The 22,621-nt window shown below is 33.8% G+C and carries 17 protein-coding genes; 3 read left to right on the top strand and 14 right to left on the bottom strand.

Going from position 1 to position 22,621, the window contains the following annotated elements; translation table 11 throughout:
* Window positions 1–170: 170 nt before the first annotated feature.
* Window positions 171–551, bottom strand: a complete 381-nt coding sequence (locus tag SD960_RS22330) for a DUF1573 domain-containing protein (protein WP_318806062.1) — start codon at window positions 549–551, stop codon at window positions 171–173.
* Window positions 552–796: 245 nt separating this feature from the next.
* On the opposite strand from SD960_RS22330, the gene SD960_RS22325 reads away from it, so the two are divergent.
* Window positions 797–3,433, top strand: coding sequence for a valine--tRNA ligase (locus SD960_RS22325; RefSeq protein ID WP_318806061.1), 2,637 nt, complete (start codon window positions 797–799; stop codon window positions 3,431–3,433).
* A gap of 259 nt (window positions 3,434–3,692) precedes the next feature.
* Here the strand turns inward: SD960_RS22325 and SD960_RS22320 are convergent, their stop codons facing one another.
* The 5 genes from SD960_RS22320 to SD960_RS22300 form a co-directional block, all read right to left on the bottom strand.
* A complete protein-coding gene (locus SD960_RS22320) occupies window positions 3,693–5,006 on the bottom strand; it encodes an APC family permease (protein ID WP_318806060.1) in 1,314 nt (437 codons plus the stop codon).
* Window positions 5,007–5,182: 176 nt separating this feature from the next.
* Window positions 5,183–7,477, bottom strand: a complete 2,295-nt coding sequence (locus SD960_RS22315; RefSeq protein ID WP_318806059.1) for a TonB-dependent siderophore receptor — start codon at window positions 7,475–7,477, stop codon at window positions 5,183–5,185.
* A gap of 235 nt (window positions 7,478–7,712) precedes the next feature.
* A complete protein-coding gene (locus SD960_RS22310; protein ID WP_318806058.1) occupies window positions 7,713–8,438 on the bottom strand; it encodes a DUF4198 domain-containing protein in 726 nt (241 codons plus the stop codon).
* A gap of 108 nt (window positions 8,439–8,546) precedes the next feature.
* On the bottom strand, window positions 8,547–9,695 hold the full coding sequence (locus SD960_RS22305) for a PepSY-associated TM helix domain-containing protein (RefSeq protein WP_318806057.1): 1,149 nt from the start codon (window positions 9,693–9,695) through the stop codon (window positions 8,547–8,549).
* 81 nt (window positions 9,696–9,776) lie between these two features.
* Window positions 9,777–12,083: a TonB-dependent receptor gene (locus tag SD960_RS22300; RefSeq protein ID WP_318806056.1), complete on the bottom strand. Its 2,307-nt coding sequence runs from the start codon at window positions 12,081–12,083 to the stop codon at window positions 9,777–9,779.
* Between the two features lie 261 nt (window positions 12,084–12,344).
* Between SD960_RS22300 and SD960_RS22295 the strand changes: the two genes are divergently transcribed.
* Window positions 12,345–13,505 (top strand): MFS transporter, encoded by a 1,161-nt coding sequence (locus SD960_RS22295; protein WP_318806055.1) that lies wholly within the window; start codon window positions 12,345–12,347, stop codon window positions 13,503–13,505.
* 218 nt (window positions 13,506–13,723) lie between these two features.
* Here the strand turns inward: SD960_RS22295 and SD960_RS22290 are convergent, their stop codons facing one another.
* From SD960_RS22290 to SD960_RS22265, 6 genes are all read right to left on the bottom strand, one after another.
* The gene (locus tag SD960_RS22290; RefSeq protein WP_318806054.1) at window positions 13,724–14,200 is read right to left on the bottom strand and encodes a DUF6265 family protein; all 477 of its coding nucleotides are present in this window, start codon (window positions 14,198–14,200) and stop codon (window positions 13,724–13,726) included.
* A 175-nt stretch (window positions 14,201–14,375) separates the two neighbouring features.
* Window positions 14,376–16,703, bottom strand: coding sequence for a DNA topoisomerase 3 (locus SD960_RS22285; protein ID WP_318806053.1), 2,328 nt, complete (start codon window positions 16,701–16,703; stop codon window positions 14,376–14,378).
* A gap of 322 nt (window positions 16,704–17,025) precedes the next feature.
* Entirely contained in the window at window positions 17,026–18,183 is a 1,158-nt protein-coding gene (locus SD960_RS22280; RefSeq protein ID WP_318806052.1) for an NAD(P)/FAD-dependent oxidoreductase, read from the bottom strand.
* A 63-nt stretch (window positions 18,184–18,246) separates the two neighbouring features.
* Window positions 18,247–19,002, bottom strand: coding sequence for a helix-turn-helix domain-containing protein (locus SD960_RS22275; protein ID WP_318806051.1), 756 nt, complete (start codon window positions 19,000–19,002; stop codon window positions 18,247–18,249).
* 125 nt (window positions 19,003–19,127) lie between these two features.
* A complete protein-coding gene (locus SD960_RS22270; protein ID WP_318806050.1) occupies window positions 19,128–19,499 on the bottom strand; it encodes a hypothetical protein in 372 nt (123 codons plus the stop codon).
* A gap of 128 nt (window positions 19,500–19,627) precedes the next feature.
* Complete coding sequence (locus tag SD960_RS22265) at window positions 19,628–20,425, bottom strand: PhzF family phenazine biosynthesis protein (protein WP_318806048.1); 798 nt, start codon at window positions 20,423–20,425, stop codon at window positions 19,628–19,630.
* A 193-nt stretch (window positions 20,426–20,618) separates the two neighbouring features.
* Here SD960_RS22265 and SD960_RS22260 point away from each other — a divergent pair, with 193 nt between their 5' ends.
* Window positions 20,619–20,945: a hypothetical protein gene (locus SD960_RS22260; protein WP_318806047.1), complete on the top strand. Its 327-nt coding sequence runs from the start codon at window positions 20,619–20,621 to the stop codon at window positions 20,943–20,945.
* A gap of 161 nt (window positions 20,946–21,106) precedes the next feature.
* Here SD960_RS22260 and SD960_RS22255 read toward each other — a convergent pair whose 3' ends face one another.
* Both SD960_RS22255 and SD960_RS22250 read right to left on the bottom strand, forming a co-directional pair.
* Entirely contained in the window at window positions 21,107–21,889 is a 783-nt protein-coding gene (locus tag SD960_RS22255) for a hypothetical protein (protein WP_318806046.1), read from the bottom strand.
* Complete coding sequence (locus SD960_RS22250; protein ID WP_318806045.1) at window positions 21,882–22,601, bottom strand: hypothetical protein; 720 nt, start codon at window positions 22,599–22,601, stop codon at window positions 21,882–21,884. Before SD960_RS22250 ends, SD960_RS22255 begins: the two co-directional genes overlap by 8 nt.
* Window positions 22,602–22,621 lie beyond the last annotated feature (20 nt).

The following is a 22,621-nucleotide window of genomic DNA, read 5'->3' as shown; positions in this document are numbered from 1 at the left end:
AAATAGTGGCGATCTGTGATGGAAAACCAAATAAATCATACCTGTTCTAATACTTGTTAAACTCTTCCGAACACTTATGTTTTTAAAACCTGTCGGGTTTATTCAGATAATTAGACAATAAAAAAGCCGCTTCAAATGAAGCGGCTTTACTATTTTTAGAATGTAATTTTTTATAAAACTTCCCCTTTAATTTTTAGGGCAACTCTACCATCAGGATAATTTACAGCATTGGTTTCTACAGTAATTGTTTTACGAATAGGACCTACAGCCATATTGTATTTCACATCAATCTTTCCTTTTTTACCCGGCATAATTGCAGCAGCAGGTTTTGTAACGACGATCGTGCTTACTGTTGATTCTGCAGATGTAATTAATAATGGGGCGTCTCCTGTGTTTGTAAATTCAAAAGATCGAACTGCATTATCACTCTTTGATATTTTCCCATAATCAACTGTATTGTCCGGTGCCGAAAATTCAATTTTTGGACCGTTCTGCGAATAACCTATTGCACTAAATAATACTATTACAATAAAAGTGGCAACATTTTTCATTTTGAAATTGTTTTTAAGTTGTAAGTAAATATACTTTGTTTTAATTAATACACAAATTATTATTTCGCTTTTTATAGTGTACTTAATTATTTACTTTTGCTGTCAGTTATAATTACAAAAATTGAACCAAGTTTTTGTTTAACTGTTTATTTGTTTAATCGTTAATTCGTTTTTAGCAATTAAAAGTTAAACAGAATCACGATTAAACAGATCAACGAATTAACGATTAAACATATCTACAGTAAATGAGTATTCCAGCACAATTTGACGCTAAAACGATCGAGAATAAATGGTATGATTACTGGATGAAAAATAATTATTTTCATTCAGAGCCAGATCATAGAACACCTTATACAATTGTGATTCCGCCACCAAACGTGACAGGAGTCTTGCACATGGGGCATATGTTAAATAATACAATTCAGGATGTTTTAATTCGTAGAGCGCGTCTTAAAGGCTTCAACGCCTGTTGGGTTCCGGGAACGGATCACGCATCTATTGCAACCGAAGCAAAAGTTGTGGCAAAATTAAAAGCAGAAGGAATCAATAAAAATGATTTAACCCGCGAAGAATTTTTGGCGCATGCCTGGGAATGGACAGATAAATACGGTGGGGTAATCTTAGATCAGCTTAAAAAATTAGGTGCTTCCTGCGATTGGGAAAGAACCAAATTTACGATGGATCCTGATATGTCTGCATCTGTAATTAAGTCATTTGTAGATTTATACAACAAAGGATTAATTTATAGAGGTTACCGAATGGTAAACTGGGATCCTGAAGCAAAAACAACTCTTTCTGACGAAGAAGTTATTTATGAAGAACAACAAGGAAAATTATTTTTCCTGAATTATAAAATTGAGGGAACTGAGGAATTTTTGACCATTGCTACAACACGCCCCGAAACTATCTTTGGAGATACTGCTATTTGTATCAACCCAAATGATGAGCGTTTTACACATTTAAAAGGTAAAAGCGCCATCGTTCCTATTTGCGGAAGAGTAATTCCGATTATCGAAGATGAGTATGTAGATGTAGAGTTCGGAACAGGATGTTTAAAAGTAACTCCGGCGCATGATGTAAACGATAAAGCATTAGGAGAAAAGCACAATCTTGAAATCGTTGATATTTTTAATGAAGATGCTACGCTAAATAGTTTCGGATTACATTATCAGGGAAAAGATCGTTTTGTGGTTCGTACTGAAATTGCAAAAGAATTAGAAGAAATTGGAGCTTTGGCAAAAACCGAAATCCATTTGAATAAAGTTGGAACATCTGAAAGAACCAAAGCGGTAATCGAACCAAGATTATCAGACCAATGGTTTTTGAAAATGGAAGATTTGGTAAAACCGGCAATTAAATCAGTTTTAGAAACCGGAGAAATTAAATTACATCCAAAACGTTTCGAAAACACTTATGCACATTGGTTAAACAATATCCGTGATTGGAATATTTCTCGCCAGTTATGGTGGGGACAACAAATTCCGGCTTATTATTACGGAGACGGCAAAGAAGATTTCGTAGTTGCAGAAAACATCGAAGATGCTTTAAAATTAGCACAGGAAGCAACAAACAACAAACAATTAACAATAAACGACCTTAAACAAGATGTTGATGCCTTAGATACCTGGTTTTCATCATGGCTTTGGCCGATGTCTGTTTTTGGTGGAATAATGGATCCTGAAAGTGCAGATTATAAATACTATTATCCAACAAATGATCTGGTTACAGGTCCGGATATTTTGTTTTTCTGGGTTGCGAGAATGATTATTGCAGGTTACGAATATGCAGGTGAAAAACCATTTACAAATGTATATTTGACAGGTTTAGTTCGTGATAAACAACGTCGTAAAATGTCTAAATCATTAGGAAATTCTCCTGATCCTTTAGATTTGATCGAAAAATTCGGAGCAGATGGTGTTCGTGTAGGATTACTTTTAAGCGCTTCTGCAGGAAACGATATTATGTTTGATGAAGAATTATGTCTTCAGGGAAAATCATTCACAAATAAAATTTGGAATGCCTTTAAACTGATTAAAGGATGGGAAGTTTCAGAAACTATTCCGCAACCGGAATCATCAAAAGTAGCGATCGAATGGTACGAAGCCAAATTGCAGCAAACTTTAGTTGATATTGAAGATAATTTTGAAAAATACAGAATTTCAGATTCATTAATGGCCATCTACAAATTGGTTTGGGATGATTTCTGTTCTTGGTTTTTAGAGATGATCAAACCTGCCTATCAACAACCAATTGATAAAATTACATTTGATAAAGCAATCGAAATGTTAGAAAGTAACTTGAAATTGCTTCATCCGTTTATGCCTTTCTTAACTGAGGAAATTTGGCATTTAATTGCTGACAGAACTGCGGAAGAAGCTTTAATCGTTTCAATCTGGCCAGAATTAAAACCATTTAATGCAAGTTTGATTTCTGATTTTGAAAATACAATTGAAGTAATTTCAGGAATTAGAACGATCAGAAAAGACAAAAATATTCCGTTTAAAGATGCTATCGAATTAAAAGCAATCAATAGTGAGAATATCTCAACATATTTTGATTCAATCGTAACGAAATTAGGAAATATTTCAGCTTTCGAATATGTTTCGGCTAAAGTTGATGGAGCGTTATCTTTCCGTGTGAAATCAAACGAATATTTCATTCCAATTTCAGGAGGAAATATTGATGTTGAAGCTGAAATTGCAAAATTAACTGCAGAATTAGTTTACACACAAGGTTTCTTAAAATCGGTTCAGGCAAAATTATCTAACGAAAAATTTGTTGCCGGAGCGCCGGAAAAAGTTTTGGCAAACGAAAAACAAAAAGAAGCCGATGCTTTGGCGAAGATTGCTACAATTGAGCAAAGTATTGCAGGTTTGAAATAACAATCAGATTTTATTTTTAAATATAAAAGCTGTCCTTTTGGGCAGCTTTTTTCTTGAAATTTCATTTCGAGGTACTAGGAATCTCCGTAAGTAACTCGACAAAGTACCATAATGTTGTCATCCTGAGGAACGAAGGATCGCACACGAAACTCCGTCTAGTAATCCACAATCTTTGTCGAATATCTTTCGAGTCACTAGTGTGATCCTTCGTTCCTCAGGATGACAAGATTGTCGAAGACAAAACTATACTCCGTATTTTTTACTTTTTACGATTCAAAACTAAAAATAAAGGATAAGAAATCAATGTAATTCCCACAATAATCACAAAGCTTTTAGGATCACTAAAAATAAAACCAATTAATAATGCAAAAGAAGCTATAATAGCAATTATCGTACTCCAGGGATGCCAAAAGGAGCGGTAAGGTCTTGGTAAATCCGGTTCTGATTTTCGTAGTTTTATCAAAGAAAAATAAGCCAATCCCCAAACAATAATAGAGGTGAAGGCAGCAAATGAAAATAAAACTTCAAATGAACCAATACAAATTAAAAACAAACTGAAAAGTGACGAAACCAAAAGCGCAACAATAGGAGTTCCGCCTTTATTGACTGTTGTACCTTTTTCGATAAAAAAACCATCGCGGCTTAATCCGTATAAAATTCTTGGCGGAATCATCATAAAGGCATTCAGGATACTAATCAAGGAGAAAATTGAAATTACGGTAACGATAATTGCACCGTTTTTTCCAAAAATAATATTGGCAACATCGGCAGCAGCCAAATTAGATTTTGCTACAGTTTCAATGGGCAAAATATAGAAAAAAGCAATGTTTATCAGAACATAAATAGCTATAACAAGTAATACACCGCTATATAAAGATTTTGGAATATTTTTTCCCGGATTTTCATTTTCTTCTGCAAAAAAGCAAACACTGTTCCAGCCATTATAAGTTCCGATGATCAATTGAAGCGACTTAAAAAATCCAAACAATAAGCCGATTTGGAAGATGGTATTATTTTTAGGAATTGGATCTAATTTTACGCCTGAATACATAAAACAAGCCACAACTAAAGCCACAAAACAAATCACCTTTAGCAAACTTGTAATTTGCTGAATAACGCTTCCGTTTTTTACTCCGCTTAAATGCAATAATACAAACGCAATTAATAATGAAATGGCAATTGAAGTTGAAAAATTTGCCAGATTGGGAAACAGGATTATAAGATATTCACTAATTACGATACAATAAAAAGCAGGAGGAATGGCATTGGTAATATAATCAAACCAACCCGAAAGAAAACCGGCATAATTGCCAAAAGCTCTTTTGATGTAATTGTAAGATCCTCCGGCTTTTGGTAACATTGTAGCCAGTTCTGCATAAGAATTGGCGCCAATTAAAACATAAATTCCGCCAATGAGCCATGAAGCAATAATAAGCCAGTAATTATCAAGCATTCCTGCAATTGTGCCCGGCGTTCGTAAAATCCCAACTCCAATTGTTCCTCCAATTAATACGGCAATATTAAAACTTAATCCTAAACTTTTCTTTAATTGGTTCTTTTTGGAATCTGACATATTTGGGTTTTAATTTTTGTAGTGATTTATACGAACAAAAGTAATTATAAAATGAGACACATTTTTAACAAAATAAAAAACCTCAACTTTTGCAAGATGAGGTTTAAAATTTCCAAAAGAACATTCTAATTTCTAGTAATCAGAAAACCCTGAATGGAGAAAATCTAATTCAAAACTTAGAATTTATAACGTAAACTAGTCATTACCTGACGAGGCGCTATTGGGTTTACACTATAATTTTCGTGAACTGTATAATTCAATTCATTTGTTATGTTTGATAATCTGCATAAGATTGAGAATTTTTTCCATTCATACCCAAGAGAAGCATCTACAGTAACATAACCTTCTAAAGGAATATCACGATCTCTAATTGTTACAGTATATGTTTTTGGATTGGTTACAGGTGTGTTTTCTGTCCATAAATAATCATCATTCCAGCCACCTGTACGATCTCCAACATAATTTCCAATCGCTCCAAAAGTTACTCCTTTTAATAAACCACTAGGCAATTTGTAGAAAAAACTCAAATTGGCAGTGTTTTTTGGCGTTCTTGCTAAAACATCTCCAACAACAAGACTTCCGCTTGTGCCAGATGATTTAGATACTTTGGTTTCATTAAAACTATAACCAGCCATAATGTTCAAACCTTCTAAAGGTGTCGCAGTAATATCTATTTCGACTCCTTTTCCTTTTGTAGCTCCAACTAATTCTTTTAGATTAGTATTAACGTTTTGTGTAACACCGTCTGATTGATATTGAGCTGTTTGTGCTAAATTATTATTGGTAATTTGATATAATGTTACGTTTGTGGTCAAAAGGCCTTTGAAGAAATCTTTTTTCACACCAACTTCATATTGATCGACAATAGACGGGTCTAATGGTTTTAAATCTACTGTTGTTCCTGTATTTGGATTAAAAGAGTTGGAGTAACTCGCAAATAAAGACAAATCTTTAGTTGGCTGAACTACTAATCCTGCCTTAGGTGAAAAAGCTTTGCTAATAGATTTAGCACCAATTACTGGTACTGCATCTTCGTAAGCAGTCGTAATAACGTTTACATTATTCTTTTTCTCTATTACTTCTTTTGTAGTGGTAGCTTCGCCTTGCTGCCATGACCAACGTAATCCTGCGAGAACTTTTATGTATTGATTAATCGAAACTAAATCCTGAAAATACGCACCAAAACGTTGCGTTTCTGTACTTGTTAACTGAGTAGTTCTTGCTGGATAAGGAATAACAGTATTTTGTGTGCTATAATCGTAAGTATATAAGTTTATAGCGGTAGCTTCTGTTGTTAAAAGGTCTGCAGGTTTTCCCGGAGCATAGAAGCCAAAAGTATAACTTGGAGCCAAAGAGTTTTCGTAGTCAACACCAGTAAAGATTTGGTGTTTTATACTTCCTGTATTAAAAGTTCCCTGTAAACTTAACTGGTCACCAAAGATTTGTTCGGCAGCGTCAGCTTTTGTTAAACCACGTTTCCAGTTTCCGTTAGCATCGATTGTACTTAATTGTGCTGTAGATGTTTGAGTTCTGCGGTAAGACTGGTAAGAAGAATTAAAATTTAATTTCCAGTTTTTATTGAAATCATGGTTAAATAATAAAGAAGCACTAGAAGATTTAGTATTTGCAGTAGACCAAAGTGCTCCGAAGAATTCGTTACGAGGTAAGTCTAAAATTGTTTTTCCGTAGATTCCGGTTCCAAAATCCGGAGTCCAGTCAGCACTTAAATAATCTCCTTGTAATGTAATTTGGGTCTTATCAGATAAATGAAATAAAAACGAAGGGTTGATATAAATACGTTCGTTTTTTACATAATCTCTAAAGCTTTCTGAGTTTTCATAAGATCCTGTAAATCTGTAGGCAATCGATTTATTTAAAGGTCCGTAAAAGTCAACAGATGGTTTATAATAAGAATAGCTTCCCATTTGCATAGAAACCTCTCCACCGCTTGTAAATTTTGGTGTTTTGGTAACTAAATTCATAATTCCGCCAGGAGCAACATTTCCATACAATAAAGCAGAACCTCCTTTTAAGAATTCAACTTTCTCCAAAGAAGAAACTTCTGGAATTGAACCGGCATTATATCGAAAACCATTTTTAAACATATTATTGGCACTCATATCATATCCTCTTGAAAAGAATGATTCCTGTGCACCACCACGAGCAGATCCTACATAAACGCCATTAAGGTTTTTTACTACTTCACTTAACCTAATAGCTTGTTGTTGTTCGATTACTTCGCTGCCAATAACCTGAACACTTTGTGGCAAGTCCATTACTTTAATTCCGGAACGTGCTGCTTCAACTGGCTTTTTAGGTTTATTTGGTGTGATTAACACTTCGTTAAGGACTTCTCCCTTTTTGTTTTTAACAGTATCGTTTGTGATAGTGTTTTCTGTACTTGTGTAATCTTGACTGTAAGAAGCTGCAAAACTTATTAAGGCTAAGAATAGTATTAAATTATGTTTCATGGTATTTATTTAGATTCAATAAAAATTACGAATGCAAATATAGAGATGTGAAGTCCTTAACAAAAAATTATGAGGTAATTATCTTGATTAAAGTTTAATTAATATTGTCTTAAGATTAGCTTAAGATTTTGCTTTTACTATTTTTATTTTTTATAATTTGAAATACCTAAAACAAAAAACCTTGCTAGGAAAAGCAAGGTTTGATTGAAAAGTAAAATCTAAAAAGGTTTTGAAATTATTTAACCGAAATTAAATAAGTAGCCATTTTCCAGATCTCATCGTATTTTTTACCATTGTGTTCTCCGGCTGATTTTTCTGTATAAGCAAATTCTACCATATAATTTCCTGGCCAAATTGGTGTAAAAGAGATTTCTCCTTTATCATTGCTCCATAATTCTTTTTCCCATCCATTTGGTGCAATTACTTTTATTTTTTGCTCTTTCGCCTCTTTGCCTTCGTATAAAGCATTTACATTGATCTTCGTTTTTTGTTTTGCAGTTACTACATCTTTTGCAAATACACTAATAACATTTGTATTTACTGTGGCTTCGTTTCCTTTTGCAGCGTTTCCAACCGTTACAGTTGCGCTTGAATTGTAATCTAAAACCATAGTTCCGTAAACATCTTTTACTTTATGGTGCATTGCAATTGTGTAAACACCCTCTTCATCTGGCGTAAAGAAAGCCTGATATTTGTTTTCTAAAGCTGCTGCCGTAAGTTTTGTTTCTTTTTTAGAAGGGCTAATCACTACTAATGTAAAATCTTTTAAATCTGAAAACCATTTATCAGCTTTTGTAATGTCATTATCGGAAAATTCTCCAAAGTAAACAGAGATTTCCTGTGCTTTTCCTTTTGTTCCGGTTGCTTTAGTTTCGATCCAAAGTGCGTGAGCAAACAATTGCGGACTAGCAACTAACATAAAAAGAAAAAAGGTGATTTTTTTTAAAGTATTTGATTTCATAAGATCAGGATTTAAATTTTGTTAGGTATGATATTTTTCACAAACTTAACTCTTATTTAGAACAATTAAAAATAAAACATTAAAAATGAATCGTTAAAATTTTCTAGTTTATTTAGCTTTCTTCTTTTTATTATTTCTTCCCCACCAAATATAAAAACCGGTTACGGGAAGACTTGCAGAAATTAAACTGGCAAAAAAAGCGAGTATTTTTCCGGGCAATCCTAATATTCCGCCAGAATGAATGGCATAGTTTAACGAACGTATTTTTTCTCCGTTGTTTTTATCAGCAAAAGTTTTAGTATTTAATAATTTTCCTGTGTACTGATCAAACTGTAAATTGATTCTGTCGAAGTTGCCGCCATTCTCAATATATACCGATTGTGTTTGTAAAGAATCTTCGGGAAACGAAATTGTATAATTGTTTGCATTAGGATAAGCGTATTGAGCTGTGTTTAAAATTTTATCAATTGTATTTTGATCTTTCTTTTTGGATAGATCAGAAACAAAATTGTCTTTCTTTTTTTCAATCGTCTGACCTCCGTTAGCAATCCATTTTACACTATTGTCAAACCATTTAAAAGACCAAACCAATCCCGTAAAAGCAATAATCAAAGCAAAAAGCATAACGTAATATCCCAGAATATTGTGCAAATCATAGTTTTTGCGTTTCCATTGGGTGGTATTTTTCCATCGAAACCAAAAGCGTTGTTTGGCAGCACTTTTATTTTTTGGCCACCAAAGAATAAGTCCTGTTATAAGTGAAATAATGAAAATAATTACCGCTATTCCTACAATAGGCTTTCCAATATCGTTTGTAAGCAGTAGACTCCAGTGCAGAAATACAATTACGTTAAAAAACTCAGTTGTTGTATTTTCTATCTTTTGAATTTTTCCTGAAAAAGGATTTACATAAATCGTATAATTATATTCCTGAGTGTCCCAATACCAAATGGCATTTGGGTTTTCTTTTTCTTTGCTGGTAAAAAAGGTTACAGTCGCATCTTTTTCATTTCGAATTCGGATAGCGCCGATTGGCTTATCTTTTCCAATCGAATCCTCTACGATTTTTAAAAGTTCGCTTATGTTTTTCTTCTCCTTTTTTGTTTCGTCTGCATAATATCGGTTGTGATAAACGACAGGTCTTAACTCTTCATCAAAGACATAAATACAACCCGTAATTCCTAAAATAAAAATAATTAAACCGGAACCCATGCCCAGCCATAAGTGGATTTTAAGAATGATTTTTTTAAAAGACATTTAAAAGATTTTTGAAATTTGTTTAAAATAGAAACACCTCTGTTCCTAAGAAAGAGGTGTTTATTTATGGCGAAATAATTTTTAAAACTTAAGAGTTAAGTTTACTAAAAAGTTAGCCGGCGCCTGAGAGTTTCCGTAAAAATCCCAATATTTTTCGTTGCTTATGTTGTTGAATTTAACACCAACTCTCCACGTTGGCTGGTCATAAAATACAGTAGCATTGTAAGTTGTGTAAGATGGAATGTAAAAAACATTATCTTCAAACATGTATGATTTGTCAACATAATTTGCTCCCGCACCTATACCAAGACCTTTTAGTTGATTTTGGAAAGTATAAGTTGTCCAAAAATTGGCAACGTTTTCCGGAGAACCAATAGCTTTAGATACTTTTTCAACACGATTATCATTGTATGCATATCCTGCAACAATATTTAAACCTGCGAAAGGATTTGCGATTAACTCAAAATCAACACCTTTGCTTATTTGTTCACCATCCTGGAAAGTAAATCCATCTGCATCAGATCTTATTGCATTATCAATTGTAATATTGTAATAACTTGCTGTAAGGCTTAATTTTTTATTAAAAGCTTCGGCTTTAATTCCTCCCTCATATTGCACGGCATAAATTGGGTCCAAAATCAATTTTGTAGCATCTGGCTGGATTGTAGGAGCAGAATTTTGAAATCCGTTCATGTAGTTTCCAAATATAGAAACCTGGTCTTTTACAATTTCATATACCAATCCTAATTTTGGAGATAAAGACGTTTGTTTATATCCTTCTGAACCTTCCGTAGCAGGAAGATCAAAATTGTCTACACGCAAACTCAACATAGCCGATAATTTATCTGTAAAGTTAATTACATCAGAGGCATAAAGGCTAAAAGTGCTGCTGGTAGAAACCGGATAAGCTGTTTGAGTTAATACCGCATCAACATCTTTTCTTCTTAACGGCTCATATGTTCCTGTTACATCTACAAGATCTGGAAAATAAGCGGTTACACCAGAAGAAAAACCGCTTTTATTGAAGCTGTAATTTGCTCCCAATAACAATTTATGTTTGATGCTTCCTGTAGCAAACTGACCGTTAATGTTTTCCTGAATGTTTGTATAATTATCATAAATAGGTCCCCAGTTACCAACTCTTCTTGCTGCAACAGTAGGAGAAGTCCAAAGTAAATAAGTCTGGTAACTGCGGTCTACATTTTCTCCCATAAAAGAGAATAAAGTAGTCGATTTCCAGTTTTCAGAAATTTGATATTCTGCCTGAGCGAAAAATTTGTTAGCAGAAGTTTTTGCATCATTATCTTCATAGAATAAAGATTTTTTGTAGCCAATTTTTAAATCTCCGGGATTTGTAATTCCAGAAGCTGCATCATATCTGTTATACGTACGTCTTGTATTGTTTGAACTTAATAATTCGGCATCAATGTTAAAAGTAAGTTTATCGCTTGCCTTAAAAGTAAGACTTGGAGCAAAAGCAATAGTTTTGCTAAAACCATGATCTAAGAAACTTTTAGCATTGTCATAAGCCAAATTTACTCTGAATAAAACCGTTTTTTCTTTGTTTAAAGGTGTATTTACATCGGCAGTTAAACGGTTTTGATTAAAACTTCCTGCTGTATAAGATACCTCAGAGGCAAAACTTTCAAACGGTTTTTTAGTAACCAGATTAACAACACCACCAAAAGATGAAACTGTAGAACCAAACAGAGTTCCGGATGGACCTTTTAATACTTCAATGCGCTCAACATTTGCAAGATCAAGAGAAGAACGGTTGGTAGAAGTCTCCATACCATTTCTTGCATTTACTCCTGTTGTAAAACCTCTAAACGTAATGCCAATTCCTCCTGAAGGATAGGTTACAGGCACAGTTCCGGGTGAATTTCTTATTGCAGTTTCAATATTTACAGCCACTTGCTCTAATAAAAGCTCCTTGTGAATCACACTATAAACTTGTGGATTCTCCAGATTTTTTAGCGGCATTCTTGCAACGTAATCTGTTTTTTTAGATAAGATGCTTTTTTTGCTGTTGATAACCACTTCTTGTAATTCCTTATTAGAAACCTTTAGTTGTAAGTTGACGTTTGCAGTTTCACTTTCGGCTACAACGACTTCTTGTTCTGTTGTTTCGTAACCAGTTAAGGAGATTTGCAAAGAATACGTATTTGGTTTTACTCTGTTTAATTCAAAAGTACCATCATCATTGGTAACGGTACCGTATTTTGAATTTTTAAGAACAACGTTAACACCTGCAGCCGGATCTCCTTCTGAAGTTGTGATTGTTCCTTTTATTTTTCCATTAGTTTGTTGGGCTGATACCGTGCTTATTGAAAACAATAAGCAAATTAAAGATAGAAAACGAGACGTTTTCAAATTAAGATATTTCATTATAATTATAATTTGGTTAGCAGTGTTTTTATTTAGAATGAATAAAAACAGTGCAAATGTAAATATTATTGTTTCTTTAACAAATATTATTTCAAATAGATCATGTCAATTTTGTTATTATTTTAATGACGATGTCTTATGTTGTTGATAACCATTTATTTGTGATTTATGATGCTGTTTTTGTATTCGTAAGAAAAAAATTAAAAGAGTAGAATTTAGTTGAAAAGGCCTAAATTTGCAGCCAAATAAATTTTACAAATAATGATTCTCCCTTTTTTTAAAAGAATCCAGAATTCACCAAAAGGATTTAGAATAGCCAATACAGTATTTTTTTTCGTTTCCGGTTTCGGATATTCTTCGTGGGTATCCCGAATTCCGCACATACAAGCACAATTACATTTATCTGAAGCAGAATTTGGAGCTGTTTTATTTGCATTTCCGATAGGTTTAATGCTTACCATGCCTTTTACAGGAATGTTATTAAACAAATACAGCAGCCGTTATATCATGTTGTTGGGTGCAATTATGTTTAATATTGCTTTGTCTTTACCGGGCTTAGCTGCTTTTGTATGGCAGTTGGTTATGATACTTTTAATCTTTGGAGCGTCTCGTAATATTTTTAATTTATCTATTAATGCACAATCTCTTGAGGTTCAGAAATTATATCCCAAATCGATTATAACCCGTTTTCATGCCGTTTGGAGTATAGCCGTTTTTTCGGGTGCCGGTTTGGGGTATGTAATGGTTACACAGCATATTGCGCCTTCCTATCACTTATTGGGAGTAAGCATTTTGATGATGGGACTTACAGCTTGTTTTTATCCTTTAAGTATTCATAATGAGCCTGTTCCTGTTAAAAAGAAATTCTTTTCATTGCCAGAGAAAAACCTCGTAAAGTTTGCCCTGATTTGTTTTGTCTCGATGGCTTGCGAAAATACAATGTATGACTGGAGCGGTATTTATTTTGAAAATATACTGCACGCTTCGCCAAAATTAACCAGTGCTGCATTTGTATTTTTTGCAACGGCTGTAACTTTAGGACGTTTGTTTGGAGATTTTGGTGTAATGAAATTTGGCACGAAACGAATTCTGCTTTACAGCGGAATATTGATTACTGTAGGTTTTGGGATTTGTTTTGTTCTGCCATACGCATACCCAACTATTTTTGGTTATGTTTTAATCGGATTTGGTGTTTCCTGCGTAGTCCCGTTAGTATTTAGTATAGCCGGAAGATCCTCAAAATTAAGTAGTGGCTCAGCTCTAACTTCTATATCGACTATTGGGTATCTTGGATTTTTACTTGTTCCGCCAATGGTTGGTTTTATCTCAGAATATCTAAGTATGAAATTTGCCTTTTTGATCATGGCACTTTTAGGAATATTGATGATTTTTATGGTGAATAAGATCGGGGAGAAGGAGTAGCTTTTTTTTGAGTTGCTAAGATGCTGATTTTTTTTGGTAAAGTTTTATTTGAATTGCCTCCTGCTTTAGCTGGAGGTTATGTAATTATATTAAAAAGGCTTTAGCCAAAATTAGCATTTGACTAAAGCCTCTAATATTGGCTTTATTTTATTCTCCAGTAAAAGCAGGAGGCAATTCAATATATCACTTAAAACTTGTGTTTTTGTGAGATTATTATTTTATTTCTTGATCAAAATAAACCTTTCAGTAGTTTTCTTTCCACGTAAGTTTCCAGTAATTTCAGCCGTTAAAGTATTATTAGCGCCTTTTCTATACGTAATTTTTTGAGGATAATCGTGCGATGGATTTTCGAAAACTAACTTATTTTCCGTTTCTGAAGTAGAACCAAAATCGATCGCTTTGTCGTCGTTTTGTCCATTTACAGTAGCACTGTATAATAACATTTCACCTTTTTGTGCCAAAGTTATTTTTTCAGAATGCAGCGTGTCATCTGTTTTTATAAAATAAGATGTTGCGGTAAAAGTGCTATCGTTTACTTTTTGCCAGCTTTCGGTAAGTACGCCATCGGGAGATTTATTTTCCCAGGTTCCGAGAAGCCAATCAGCAATTTTGATTTTATCTTTTTCGATAGTTTCTTTTTTTTGGCAAGAAACAATTGCTAAAAAAAACATTAAAACGGTTAGTTTTTGAAACATATTGGTGAGTTTTTTGGTTAGATTCTAAAGCTAAGTTATGAAAAAGTTAGCCACGAATTTCACAAATTTTCACGAATTAATTATTGAGGATGGTTAGTTGAAATTCTAAAAAGTTGTATAGACTAAATAATAAAAAAACTTTGTGTCTTTGAGTCTTCGTGGCAAAATAAAAAAATCAAAAACCTTCCTGCAAAATTGCATAAACTAATTCTTTACTAGGCTTTTGATCTTTTAATTTTTCTCTGACTATATCAAAAGTAACTTTAAAATCACAGCCTAATTTATAATCGCCACAACCGTAAGCGGTTTTACCTTTCATAATTGTTCCTTTTTTGCATTTCGGACACGTTAATGAATCAGATGCCGTATTCGCATTCGCATTTGCATTTACTTTTGATTTCGTCTTTGTTGCTGTTTTCTTCGGCTCTAATTTAAGTTTGTAATTTTCTTCAAAACGAATCAAACCTTCTACGGTACCATCTTGGGTTTTAAAACCTTTTATGTTTACAGTTGAGCCTTTTTCGAGCAATCGTAAATATTGACTTTCTGTTATTTTTTTATCTGAAAAAACATAAGGCAGAACAAAATCACAACCAGCCTTATATTCGCTGCATCCGTAAGCCGATTTTCCTTTAATCAGATTTCCTTTTTTACATTTAGGACAGATTTCGGCCAAAATTCCATCCGCTTTCTTTTTTTCGACTTTCACGGCTTCTTTCTGAACATTTCCGGCATGCGAAATATTGGCGTGTCGGGTTTCGCTTCGAACTTCAGTAACCAAAGCTTCAACCATTCGCTTCATGTTTTTGATAAAAGCTCCGGCGGTAAAAGTTCCTTTTTCAATATCTTTCAATTGCTTTTCCCAGGAACCCGTAAGTTCAGCAGATTTGATTAATTCATTCTGAATCGTTTCAATAAGCTGAATTCCTGTTGGAGTTGGCAAAACCTGTTTTTTGTTTCGAACAATATATTGACGTTTAAAAAGTGTTTCGATAATATTTGCCCGCGTTGACGGACGACCAATTCCGTTTTCTTTCATCAATTCACGTAAATCTTCATCATCAACTTGTTTACCGGCGGTTTCCATAGCACGTAATAAAGTTGCTTCCGTAAACTGATTCGGCGGTTTAGTTTCCTTTTCTAAAAACGAAGGTTCATGCGGACCTTTTTCTCCCACTACAAAACTGGGCAATAAATCTGCTTCTTTTTCCTTCGCATTTGGGTCTTCGAAAACAACGCGAAAACCTTTCTTTAAGATTTCCTTTCCCGTAGTTTTAAACATCACATCAGCCGCTTTTCCAACAACTGTTGTATTAGCAACCAAACAATCGTCGTAAAAAACAGCAATAAAGCGTTTTACAATAATATCATAAACCTGTTGCTGATTGTATGGCAAATTAATTTCGATTCCGGTTGGAATAATCGCATGGTGATCTGTAACTTTTTTATCGTTGAAAACCTTTGGCGATTTTTTTATCTTTTTTCCTAAAAGAGGCTGCGTTAAGGCACTATAATTAGTCAGTTTCTGCAGAATTCCCGCTACTTTTGGATAAATATCGTTTGGTAAAAAAGTAGTATCAACCCTGGGGTACGTTACTACTTTTTGTTCGTATAAACTTTGCGCAATTTTAAGCGTTTCATCTGCAGAAAATCCAAATTTTGTATTGCAATAAACCTGTAAACCTGTTAAATCAAATAGTTTTGGCGCATATTCGTTTCCGTTCTTTTTTTCAACAGAAACAATTTCGAACTCACTTTCTTTGACTTTATTGGCTAGAATTTCTCCGTCTTCTTTTTTCAGGAAACGGCCATCTTCATAACTAAAAAGCGTTTCTCTATAAAGAGTCTGCAATTCCCAATAAGGTTGAGGTTTGAAATTTTCGATTTCTTTCCAACGGTCAACAACCATTGCCAATGTTGGCGTTTGTACACGGCCAATAGACAAAACTTGTTTGTATCCGCCATGTTTTACGGTATACAAACGCGTAGCATTCATCCCCAATAGCCAGTCGCCAATTGCTCTCGAAAAACCGGCGTAGAATAAATTATCGTAATTAGCAGACGGTTTTAAATTCTCAAAACCTTCTTTTATGGCTTCAGTTGTTAAAGAGGAAATCCACAAACGCTGAACTTCGCCTTTATAATTGGCTTCGTTCATTACCCAACGCTGAATCAGTTCTCCTTCTTGCCCGGCATCCCCGCAGTTTATAACGACATCAGCTTTGTCGAATAGGCTTTTTACAATTTTAAACTGCTTTTGAATCCCTGAATTTTCTACCACTTTGGTTTCAAATTTTTCAGGAAGCATGGGCAGGTTGTTCAAATCCCAGCTTTTCCAATGTGGTTTATAATCGTTGGGTTCTTTTAAAGTACATAAATGCCCAAAAGTATAGGTTACAGCATATCCGTTGCCTTCATAATATCCATCATGCTTGTTATTTGCACCCAAAACGGATGCGATTTCACGTGCTACACTTGGTTTCTCGGCAATACAGACCTTCATTTTTCTCTTTTACATTTGAAGAGCGAAATTAGGCAATTTTTCTTAAAGGTACTGAGGCGCTGAGAGTCTAAGATGCTAAGTTTTTTGTTTTGTCGTTAAGAAGTTGGATATGAAGTTTTTTAGCTGGTTTTTTTTTAATCGCGCAAAAGCGCAGAGGCGCAAAGTTTAAAAATAATACACAAAAAACTTTGCGCCTTTGCGTCTTTGTGAGAAAATTTGATAATGATTTTTTATGGCGATATTGCTTTATCTTGTTGAAAACTCTTCCTCGCGAGGACTTTGGTTTTTTCTTAGAATCTTAGAACCTCAGCGCCTCAGAATCTTAGTGACTAAAAAACTCCAACATCGTTTTCAATGCCTCTTTTGAATGCATTTTTTCGCCGTTTTCAATAGATTCCTGTGCTGCTTCAGAAGCTCTTTTACGCATGATGATTTCATAACCTGAAATAGCTTCCTGAATATTTTTATATTTATCAGATGTCAGGCATTCGCTTAATTCTAAAGCATCGAGCATGGCCATATTGGCGCCTTCACCGGCAAACGGAGGCATTACATGTGCGGCATCGCCAATCATGGTTAAATTAGGCATCGCTTCCCAGGTTTGATCCAAAGGCATGCAATAAATCGGACGTGGAATAAACGGCGCAGAAACATTTTCGAATAATTCGTACCAATTGCTGCTCCATTCCGGATATTCGGTTTTAAACCATTCCAGCATTTGTGTTTTATTGGCATAATCCAAACCATTTGTTTTGGTCCAGTTTTCATCGGCTTTAAAACTGGCGTAAAAACCAAGATCGCCGCCGCCTTTTTGTCCGAGTAAAATATTTTGGGTATCACCAAATGCCATTATTTTTCCGCCATCTATTAATGAAGCAATATGAGGCGCATTTTTTGCCGACTCATAAATATTGCCTTCAAGCATTAAAATACCAGTATAAAAAGCTTTAATATCAGTAATATAAGGTCTGATTTTTGAGTTTGCGCCATCAGAAGCAATGACAATATCTGCATAAACCGAATTTCCATCTTTGAAATGCAATAACCAGCCTTCGTTTTGAGCTTCCATAGAAACAAAATGACTGTTCCAAACTACGGTTTCGGGTTGTAAAGAATCTAACAATATTTTGCGTAAGGCTCCGCGATCAATTTCTGGGCGAAAGTATTCGTTGCCAAAATCTTCATGAACATTGGTTTCGTGATCGCTATGAAATATTTCTCCCTTTTCGTTTAAGATTAAAGTTTTATCTGCGCCTGGCAAAAAGTTATTTTTGAATTCTTCAAACAAATTAGCTTTGTGAATGGCCGCCAAACCAGATCCGTCGTGCAAATCGAGAGGCGAACCCTGAACGCGCGCATCTTTGTTTAAATCTCTTTCATATACTTTTACATTAACGTTTTGCAATTGTAAAAGTCTGGCTAAAGTAAGTCCGCCCGGACCGCCACCAATAATGGCAACTTGTTTATTTTCTAGTAACATTCCTTAGAAGTTTAAATTATTTTATTCCCGTTTGGCTTTTTTTAGCCATTGTTGGGGACAAAATTATTGTGCTTTCAGGACGGATAATAGTATAAATCGGTCATTCGTATTTTTTAGCAATTCACTGGGAACTACGCCAGAGAATTTTTTAATTTCTTTGATAAAATGATTTTGGTCTGTAAAGTTCAATTCCGGAAAAAGTTTGCCTTTTGCAATATGTTCTAATGAAGCTTTGAAACGCAGAATCTTGCAAAATGCATTTAACGAAAGCCCGAATTGTTTATTGAAATATCGATTGATTTCGCGGCTGCTCCAGGATATTTCTTCTGAAAGTTGCTGTACTTTAATTTCACCGTTTGATTCATAAACCAGTTTAAAAAGTTTACGTTTTCTCTCGTCGATTTTATTGGGTAAAATTTCGTTGATTTTTTCTACTATTTTTTTGTGAAAAGATTCAAAATTTATCAGATCATCATCGTTCACTTCCCAAAAGTTTTGAGGTAAAACTTTGGCATTATTTAAAATATCAGCAATTGAAGTCTGTAAAATATATTCGACTCCAAGCGGTTTAAAACTAATTTTATATGCTAGTGTATTTGCCTGAATGACTTGTTGCTCTGGCACATTTTCCAGACCAATAAGCGCAACCTGAAATGGCTCTGTTTCAGACTTCATAAAAAACAAATCAATTCTTCCGTCTGGCATTAAAACCACTTCCATGTCTTTGCCTGACTGGTTATGAAACATTCCAATATTTTCTACAAAGTCAGTAAGTGATTGGTCTGGTTCTATGGCTTTGTAGTAGAAGTTATTGTTCATTGTTATGATGGTTTTGCCACGAAGGCGCTAGGGCACTAAGTTTTTTTAAGTTTTATTTACTGTGTCCTTGCGAGGAAGACGTGTTCTCGGGGCGAAAGCAATCTCACTAAGATGTGCCAAGTTATTTATTCACTCTTTTTCTGCAAGTTAAAAACGGTACCGGCAGGATCCATAATCCAATGCATATTTTTGGGAATTTCTTCAATTTCGTCGCAAGTTTCAACACCATTTTGTTTTAAATATGTTGTAGCTTCCTCGACATCAGGAACGGTCAATTGCAGCCAGGTTTCAGAATGGGTGTAATTGTCTACACAGTCCAGCCAAATCACATTGTTCCCAAATTGAACCGAATGTGTCCTTGAAACTGTTGGATTATCTATTGGCACTTCTTTTACTTCCAGTTTTAAAATCTCACGGTAGAAAGCTACAGTTTTGTTATATTTTTGCTTCGGAATTTTAATTGCAATGTTGATTCCGGCTTCAAATCTTGTTTCCATAATTAAATGTGTTTAAAGGTTTTGCCACGAAGTCACTAAGATACCAAGTTTTTATTCTTTTGTTTTATAAAAGTAGTTTTATTGCATCTTTGTAAGGAAGAAGCAATTTACAACAATCTATGGTTTATTTACAAAACAAATTCTCCTTCTAATACCTTTACGGCTTCTCCTAAAATAAAAACTTTGTCACCTAAAAGTTCTGTACTCATCTTTCCTGTTCTTAAGGAAGACTGATACGCATTGAGTTTTGTTTTATTCAGCTTTTCGGCCCAATATTTAGTCAAAAAAGTTTGAATACCACCTGTTACAGGATCTTCGTTAGTGCCTGCCCAAGGCCAAAAATATCTGTAATGAAAATCGAAAGTTTCGTTGTCTGAAACGGCAGTTACCAAAACGCCACTTATTCCGGTGTGTGAATTTAGCAAAGCCGTAAAATCAGGTTTTAAATTAGCCAGTTCGGTTGTGCTTTTAATTTCAATTAAAATAATTTTATTTTTTGGACTGTATCTTTTATTTACAACTTCAGAAATTCCAAGTGCCTCTATCATTTTTTGAGGAACTTCGGTTTCTTCGGTGTCGTAAACAGGAAATTGCATTTTGATTTTATTTCCAACTTTTTCAATAAACAGCTCGATATTTTCATAGTTAATAAATTTTATATTTTGAAATGAAGTCGTATCGAAAACAATTTTTGATGAAGCCAACGTTGCATGTCCACATAACGGAATTTCAGTCTTTGGCGAAAAAAACCGGATGCTGTAAACGTTATCCGAGATTTGCTTTATAAAAGCAGTTTCAGAAAATCCAATTTCTGTAGCAATGCTTTGCATGGTTTGGCTATCTAGTTCTGTATCTGGTAAACAGACTGCAGCGGGATTTCCTTTAAATTTTTCATTTGTAAATGAGTCTACAAAATATGTCTTCATTTGTTTGATTTTCTATAAGTTTAGAACTGTATTATTTTAATCAAATTTAAAGATTTTTACTTGTTTAAACTTATGTCATGTGGAATTATAATTTATGTTTTAGATATTACAGTTGCATACAACCGATTGTATGCAATCACTTAAAAGTAATCTGTTACTTGTAGTTTTGTTTTCAAGAAAAAAATAGAAAATCATGGAAACACAACATAAACAAAAAGTCACAGAATTTCTTGAATCAATGAAAAGATTAAATAAATTCAAAAAACTAAAACCAGAAAATAGTAGTGACAACTCGTTTAGCGTAAACCTAAAAATATCTGGTTATAACGAATTAAATTTAATGGTTTCAAGTCTTTTAAAAGCAAGTATTATTTTGCTTAATGATGATGCCAGAAGTCAGGCCTGTTTTTCTTTTAATGAAGCTGATCATAATGTAATGACTTTGCTTGAAATTGCTTTACAGCTTTTACCTGAAGAAGAAATGGAAATTTTGGATGATTTGCATAAGATTTGTTTGTAAGGCTAATGCAATTTAAGATTTACTATATGCTAGCGCTAGCGTCCCGTTCTGCCAGCATATAATTTTATTTGTTTTGTTATTGACATAGTTTGCGTTCACGAGCGAGACGCCAGCGCCAGCGGGGGAGCAGGGAAATTATTTCTTTTTCATCTAGCTTTAGACTAATTAACATCAACCTTAAAAGAAATCGTATCATTTATAACCGTTTTTTCTTTATCATTAAATTCATATTTAACAACGGCTCTTATCGTATTAATTCCTTTTTTGATTAATAATTCTTTTACTTTAATTCCAGTTTGGGACGTTTTTTTGAATGTTCGTTTAGTTTTTACCTCATCTGCATTTAAATTTTCTATCTTAAAACTGCGCTTGGCATTAGGTATATTGGCTATTATATATTGCTGTTGTAGTGTGTCTCCAACTTTAAGGTACTGCTCAATTTTAGTTTTAAATCTCTTTTTGTTTGCAATTCTATATTGATATGTTTCCATTAATGGATAACCTTCAAAGTTTAAAACATTTCCCTTTTTATCAAAACGAACAATAAAAGCTGACAAGCCAAAATAGTCATATAATGTGTATTGTATTATTTTTCCCGATGGATAATTTTCTGTAATTTCCTGTAAAATTTTGCTGTTTTTTCGATAAAATATTGATTCTATTATGCCATTGTCAAAATAATAGATGCTTTTTCCGTTTGGTTCTCCATTTACAAAATTTCCTTCAGCTATTTTATTTCCTTCTTTGTTGTAACGTATAAATTTTCCATGCAAAACAGTATCAACATCTTTAATGATATATTCATATTCTGAAGCTTGTTTTCTGTTTGGATAATATTCACGTAAAACATGTTTTTTTTCAGCCCTAGACAAGAAAAAAAACGCTATTATTGCTAATAGAATTACAGAAAATAAAATTGTTAATATTTTATTTCTTTTATTCATAATCCTTTTTAATTTCTGTTCTAATTTCTTTTCCATCTTTGTTATACCAAGTTGTTCTTAAATTTTTATTAGCTCTAGTACTATTTTCATTATTCTCCTTAGCTTGTTGTTTCTCTACAGTTTCTTTCACTGCTTTAATTCCATTTGACCCAAAATCAACAGCGTTTATTCCATCATCTACTTTATTCTCATATGTTGGTTTTCCTCCATTTGTTCCTTTTCCTCTTGAAGTAGTACCTTTCACTTCAAATCCCAATATAATAATAAGCGCTTCAAATGCACCACCAAAATCAATCCATGTAACACCTCTCGATCCTTTGCGTAATGAGCCAGGGTCTTGATTGTTTCCGCCGTCAGAAAGTGCATATCCTCCACTAAAAAATGATGATTTTTTTTTCTTAAAATTGTAAATAACGTCTCCGTTATAATATATTTTTTTGGTCTCTCCATCCAATAACAATCTGTCACCATTTGTAAAAGTTTTGCCCCAGGAATGTCCTAAATTAGAATAGTGGTCAATTTTAGCATGTCCGTCAAGCCAAATTATTTCTCCGGTTTTTTTGTTTCGATACCAATCAAATGGAGTTCGCCCGTAGAAATCGACCAATCTCAATAAATCGTTGTTATAAGCAGCATAGGAAGAATACTGACCGAGATCGTCATCTTTCTTAAAATTAGTAAAGGTGTCAAAGGTGTCAAATTTTCTAAACATAATAAATCAGATGTATTTTT

Source organism: Flavobacterium sp. MMLR14_040 (assembly GCF_033657265.1).
Classification (GTDB): domain Bacteria; phylum Bacteroidota; class Bacteroidia; order Flavobacteriales; family Flavobacteriaceae; genus Flavobacterium.
The sequence above is the reverse complement of the archived record's forward strand: the minus strand, read 5'-3'. Positions and strand labels throughout refer to the sequence as shown.

Excerpts from the sequence above, each read along its gene's own strand:
- SD960_RS22310 (WP_318806058.1), bottom strand. The coding sequence starts at position 8,438 with ATGAAATCAAATACTTTAAAAAAAATCACCTTTTTTCTTTTTATGTTA.
- SD960_RS22300 (WP_318806056.1), bottom strand. The coding sequence starts at position 12,083 with ATGAAATATCTTAATTTGAAAACGTCTCGTTTTCTATCTTTAATTTGC.
- SD960_RS22285 (WP_318806053.1), bottom strand. The coding sequence starts at position 16,703 with ATGAAGGTCTGTATTGCCGAGAAACCAAGTGTAGCACGTGAAATCGCA.
- SD960_RS22260 (WP_318806047.1), top strand. The coding sequence starts at position 20,619 with ATGGAAACACAACATAAACAAAAAGTCACAGAATTTCTTGAATCAATG.
- SD960_RS22250 (WP_318806045.1), bottom strand. The coding sequence starts at position 22,601 with ATGTTTAGAAAATTTGACACCTTTGACACCTTTACTAATTTTAAGAAA.
- SD960_RS22290 (WP_318806054.1), bottom strand. The coding sequence starts at position 14,200 with ATGTTTCAAAAACTAACCGTTTTAATGTTTTTTTTAGCAATTGTTTCT.
- SD960_RS22265 (WP_318806048.1), bottom strand. The coding sequence starts at position 20,425 with ATGAAGACATATTTTGTAGACTCATTTACAAATGAAAAATTTAAAGGA.
- SD960_RS22320 (WP_318806060.1), bottom strand. The coding sequence starts at position 5,006 with ATGTCAGATTCCAAAAAGAACCAATTAAAGAAAAGTTTAGGATTAAGT.
- SD960_RS22325 (WP_318806061.1), top strand. The coding sequence starts at position 797 with ATGAGTATTCCAGCACAATTTGACGCTAAAACGATCGAGAATAAATGG.
- SD960_RS22305 (WP_318806057.1), bottom strand. The coding sequence starts at position 9,695 with ATGTCTTTTAAAAAAATCATTCTTAAAATCCACTTATGGCTGGGCATG.
- SD960_RS22275 (WP_318806051.1), bottom strand. The coding sequence starts at position 19,002 with ATGAACAATAACTTCTACTACAAAGCCATAGAACCAGACCAATCACTT.
- SD960_RS22280 (WP_318806052.1), bottom strand. The coding sequence starts at position 18,183 with ATGTTACTAGAAAATAAACAAGTTGCCATTATTGGTGGCGGTCCGGGC.
- SD960_RS22330 (WP_318806062.1), bottom strand. The coding sequence starts at position 551 with ATGAAAAATGTTGCCACTTTTATTGTAATAGTATTATTTAGTGCAATA.
- SD960_RS22315 (WP_318806059.1), bottom strand. The coding sequence starts at position 7,477 with ATGAAACATAATTTAATACTATTCTTAGCCTTAATAAGTTTTGCAGCT.
- SD960_RS22255 (WP_318806046.1), bottom strand. The coding sequence starts at position 21,889 with ATGAATAAAAGAAATAAAATATTAACAATTTTATTTTCTGTAATTCTA.
- SD960_RS22295 (WP_318806055.1), top strand. The coding sequence starts at position 12,345 with ATGATTCTCCCTTTTTTTAAAAGAATCCAGAATTCACCAAAAGGATTT.
- SD960_RS22270 (WP_318806050.1), bottom strand. The coding sequence starts at position 19,499 with ATGGAAACAAGATTTGAAGCCGGAATCAACATTGCAATTAAAATTCCG.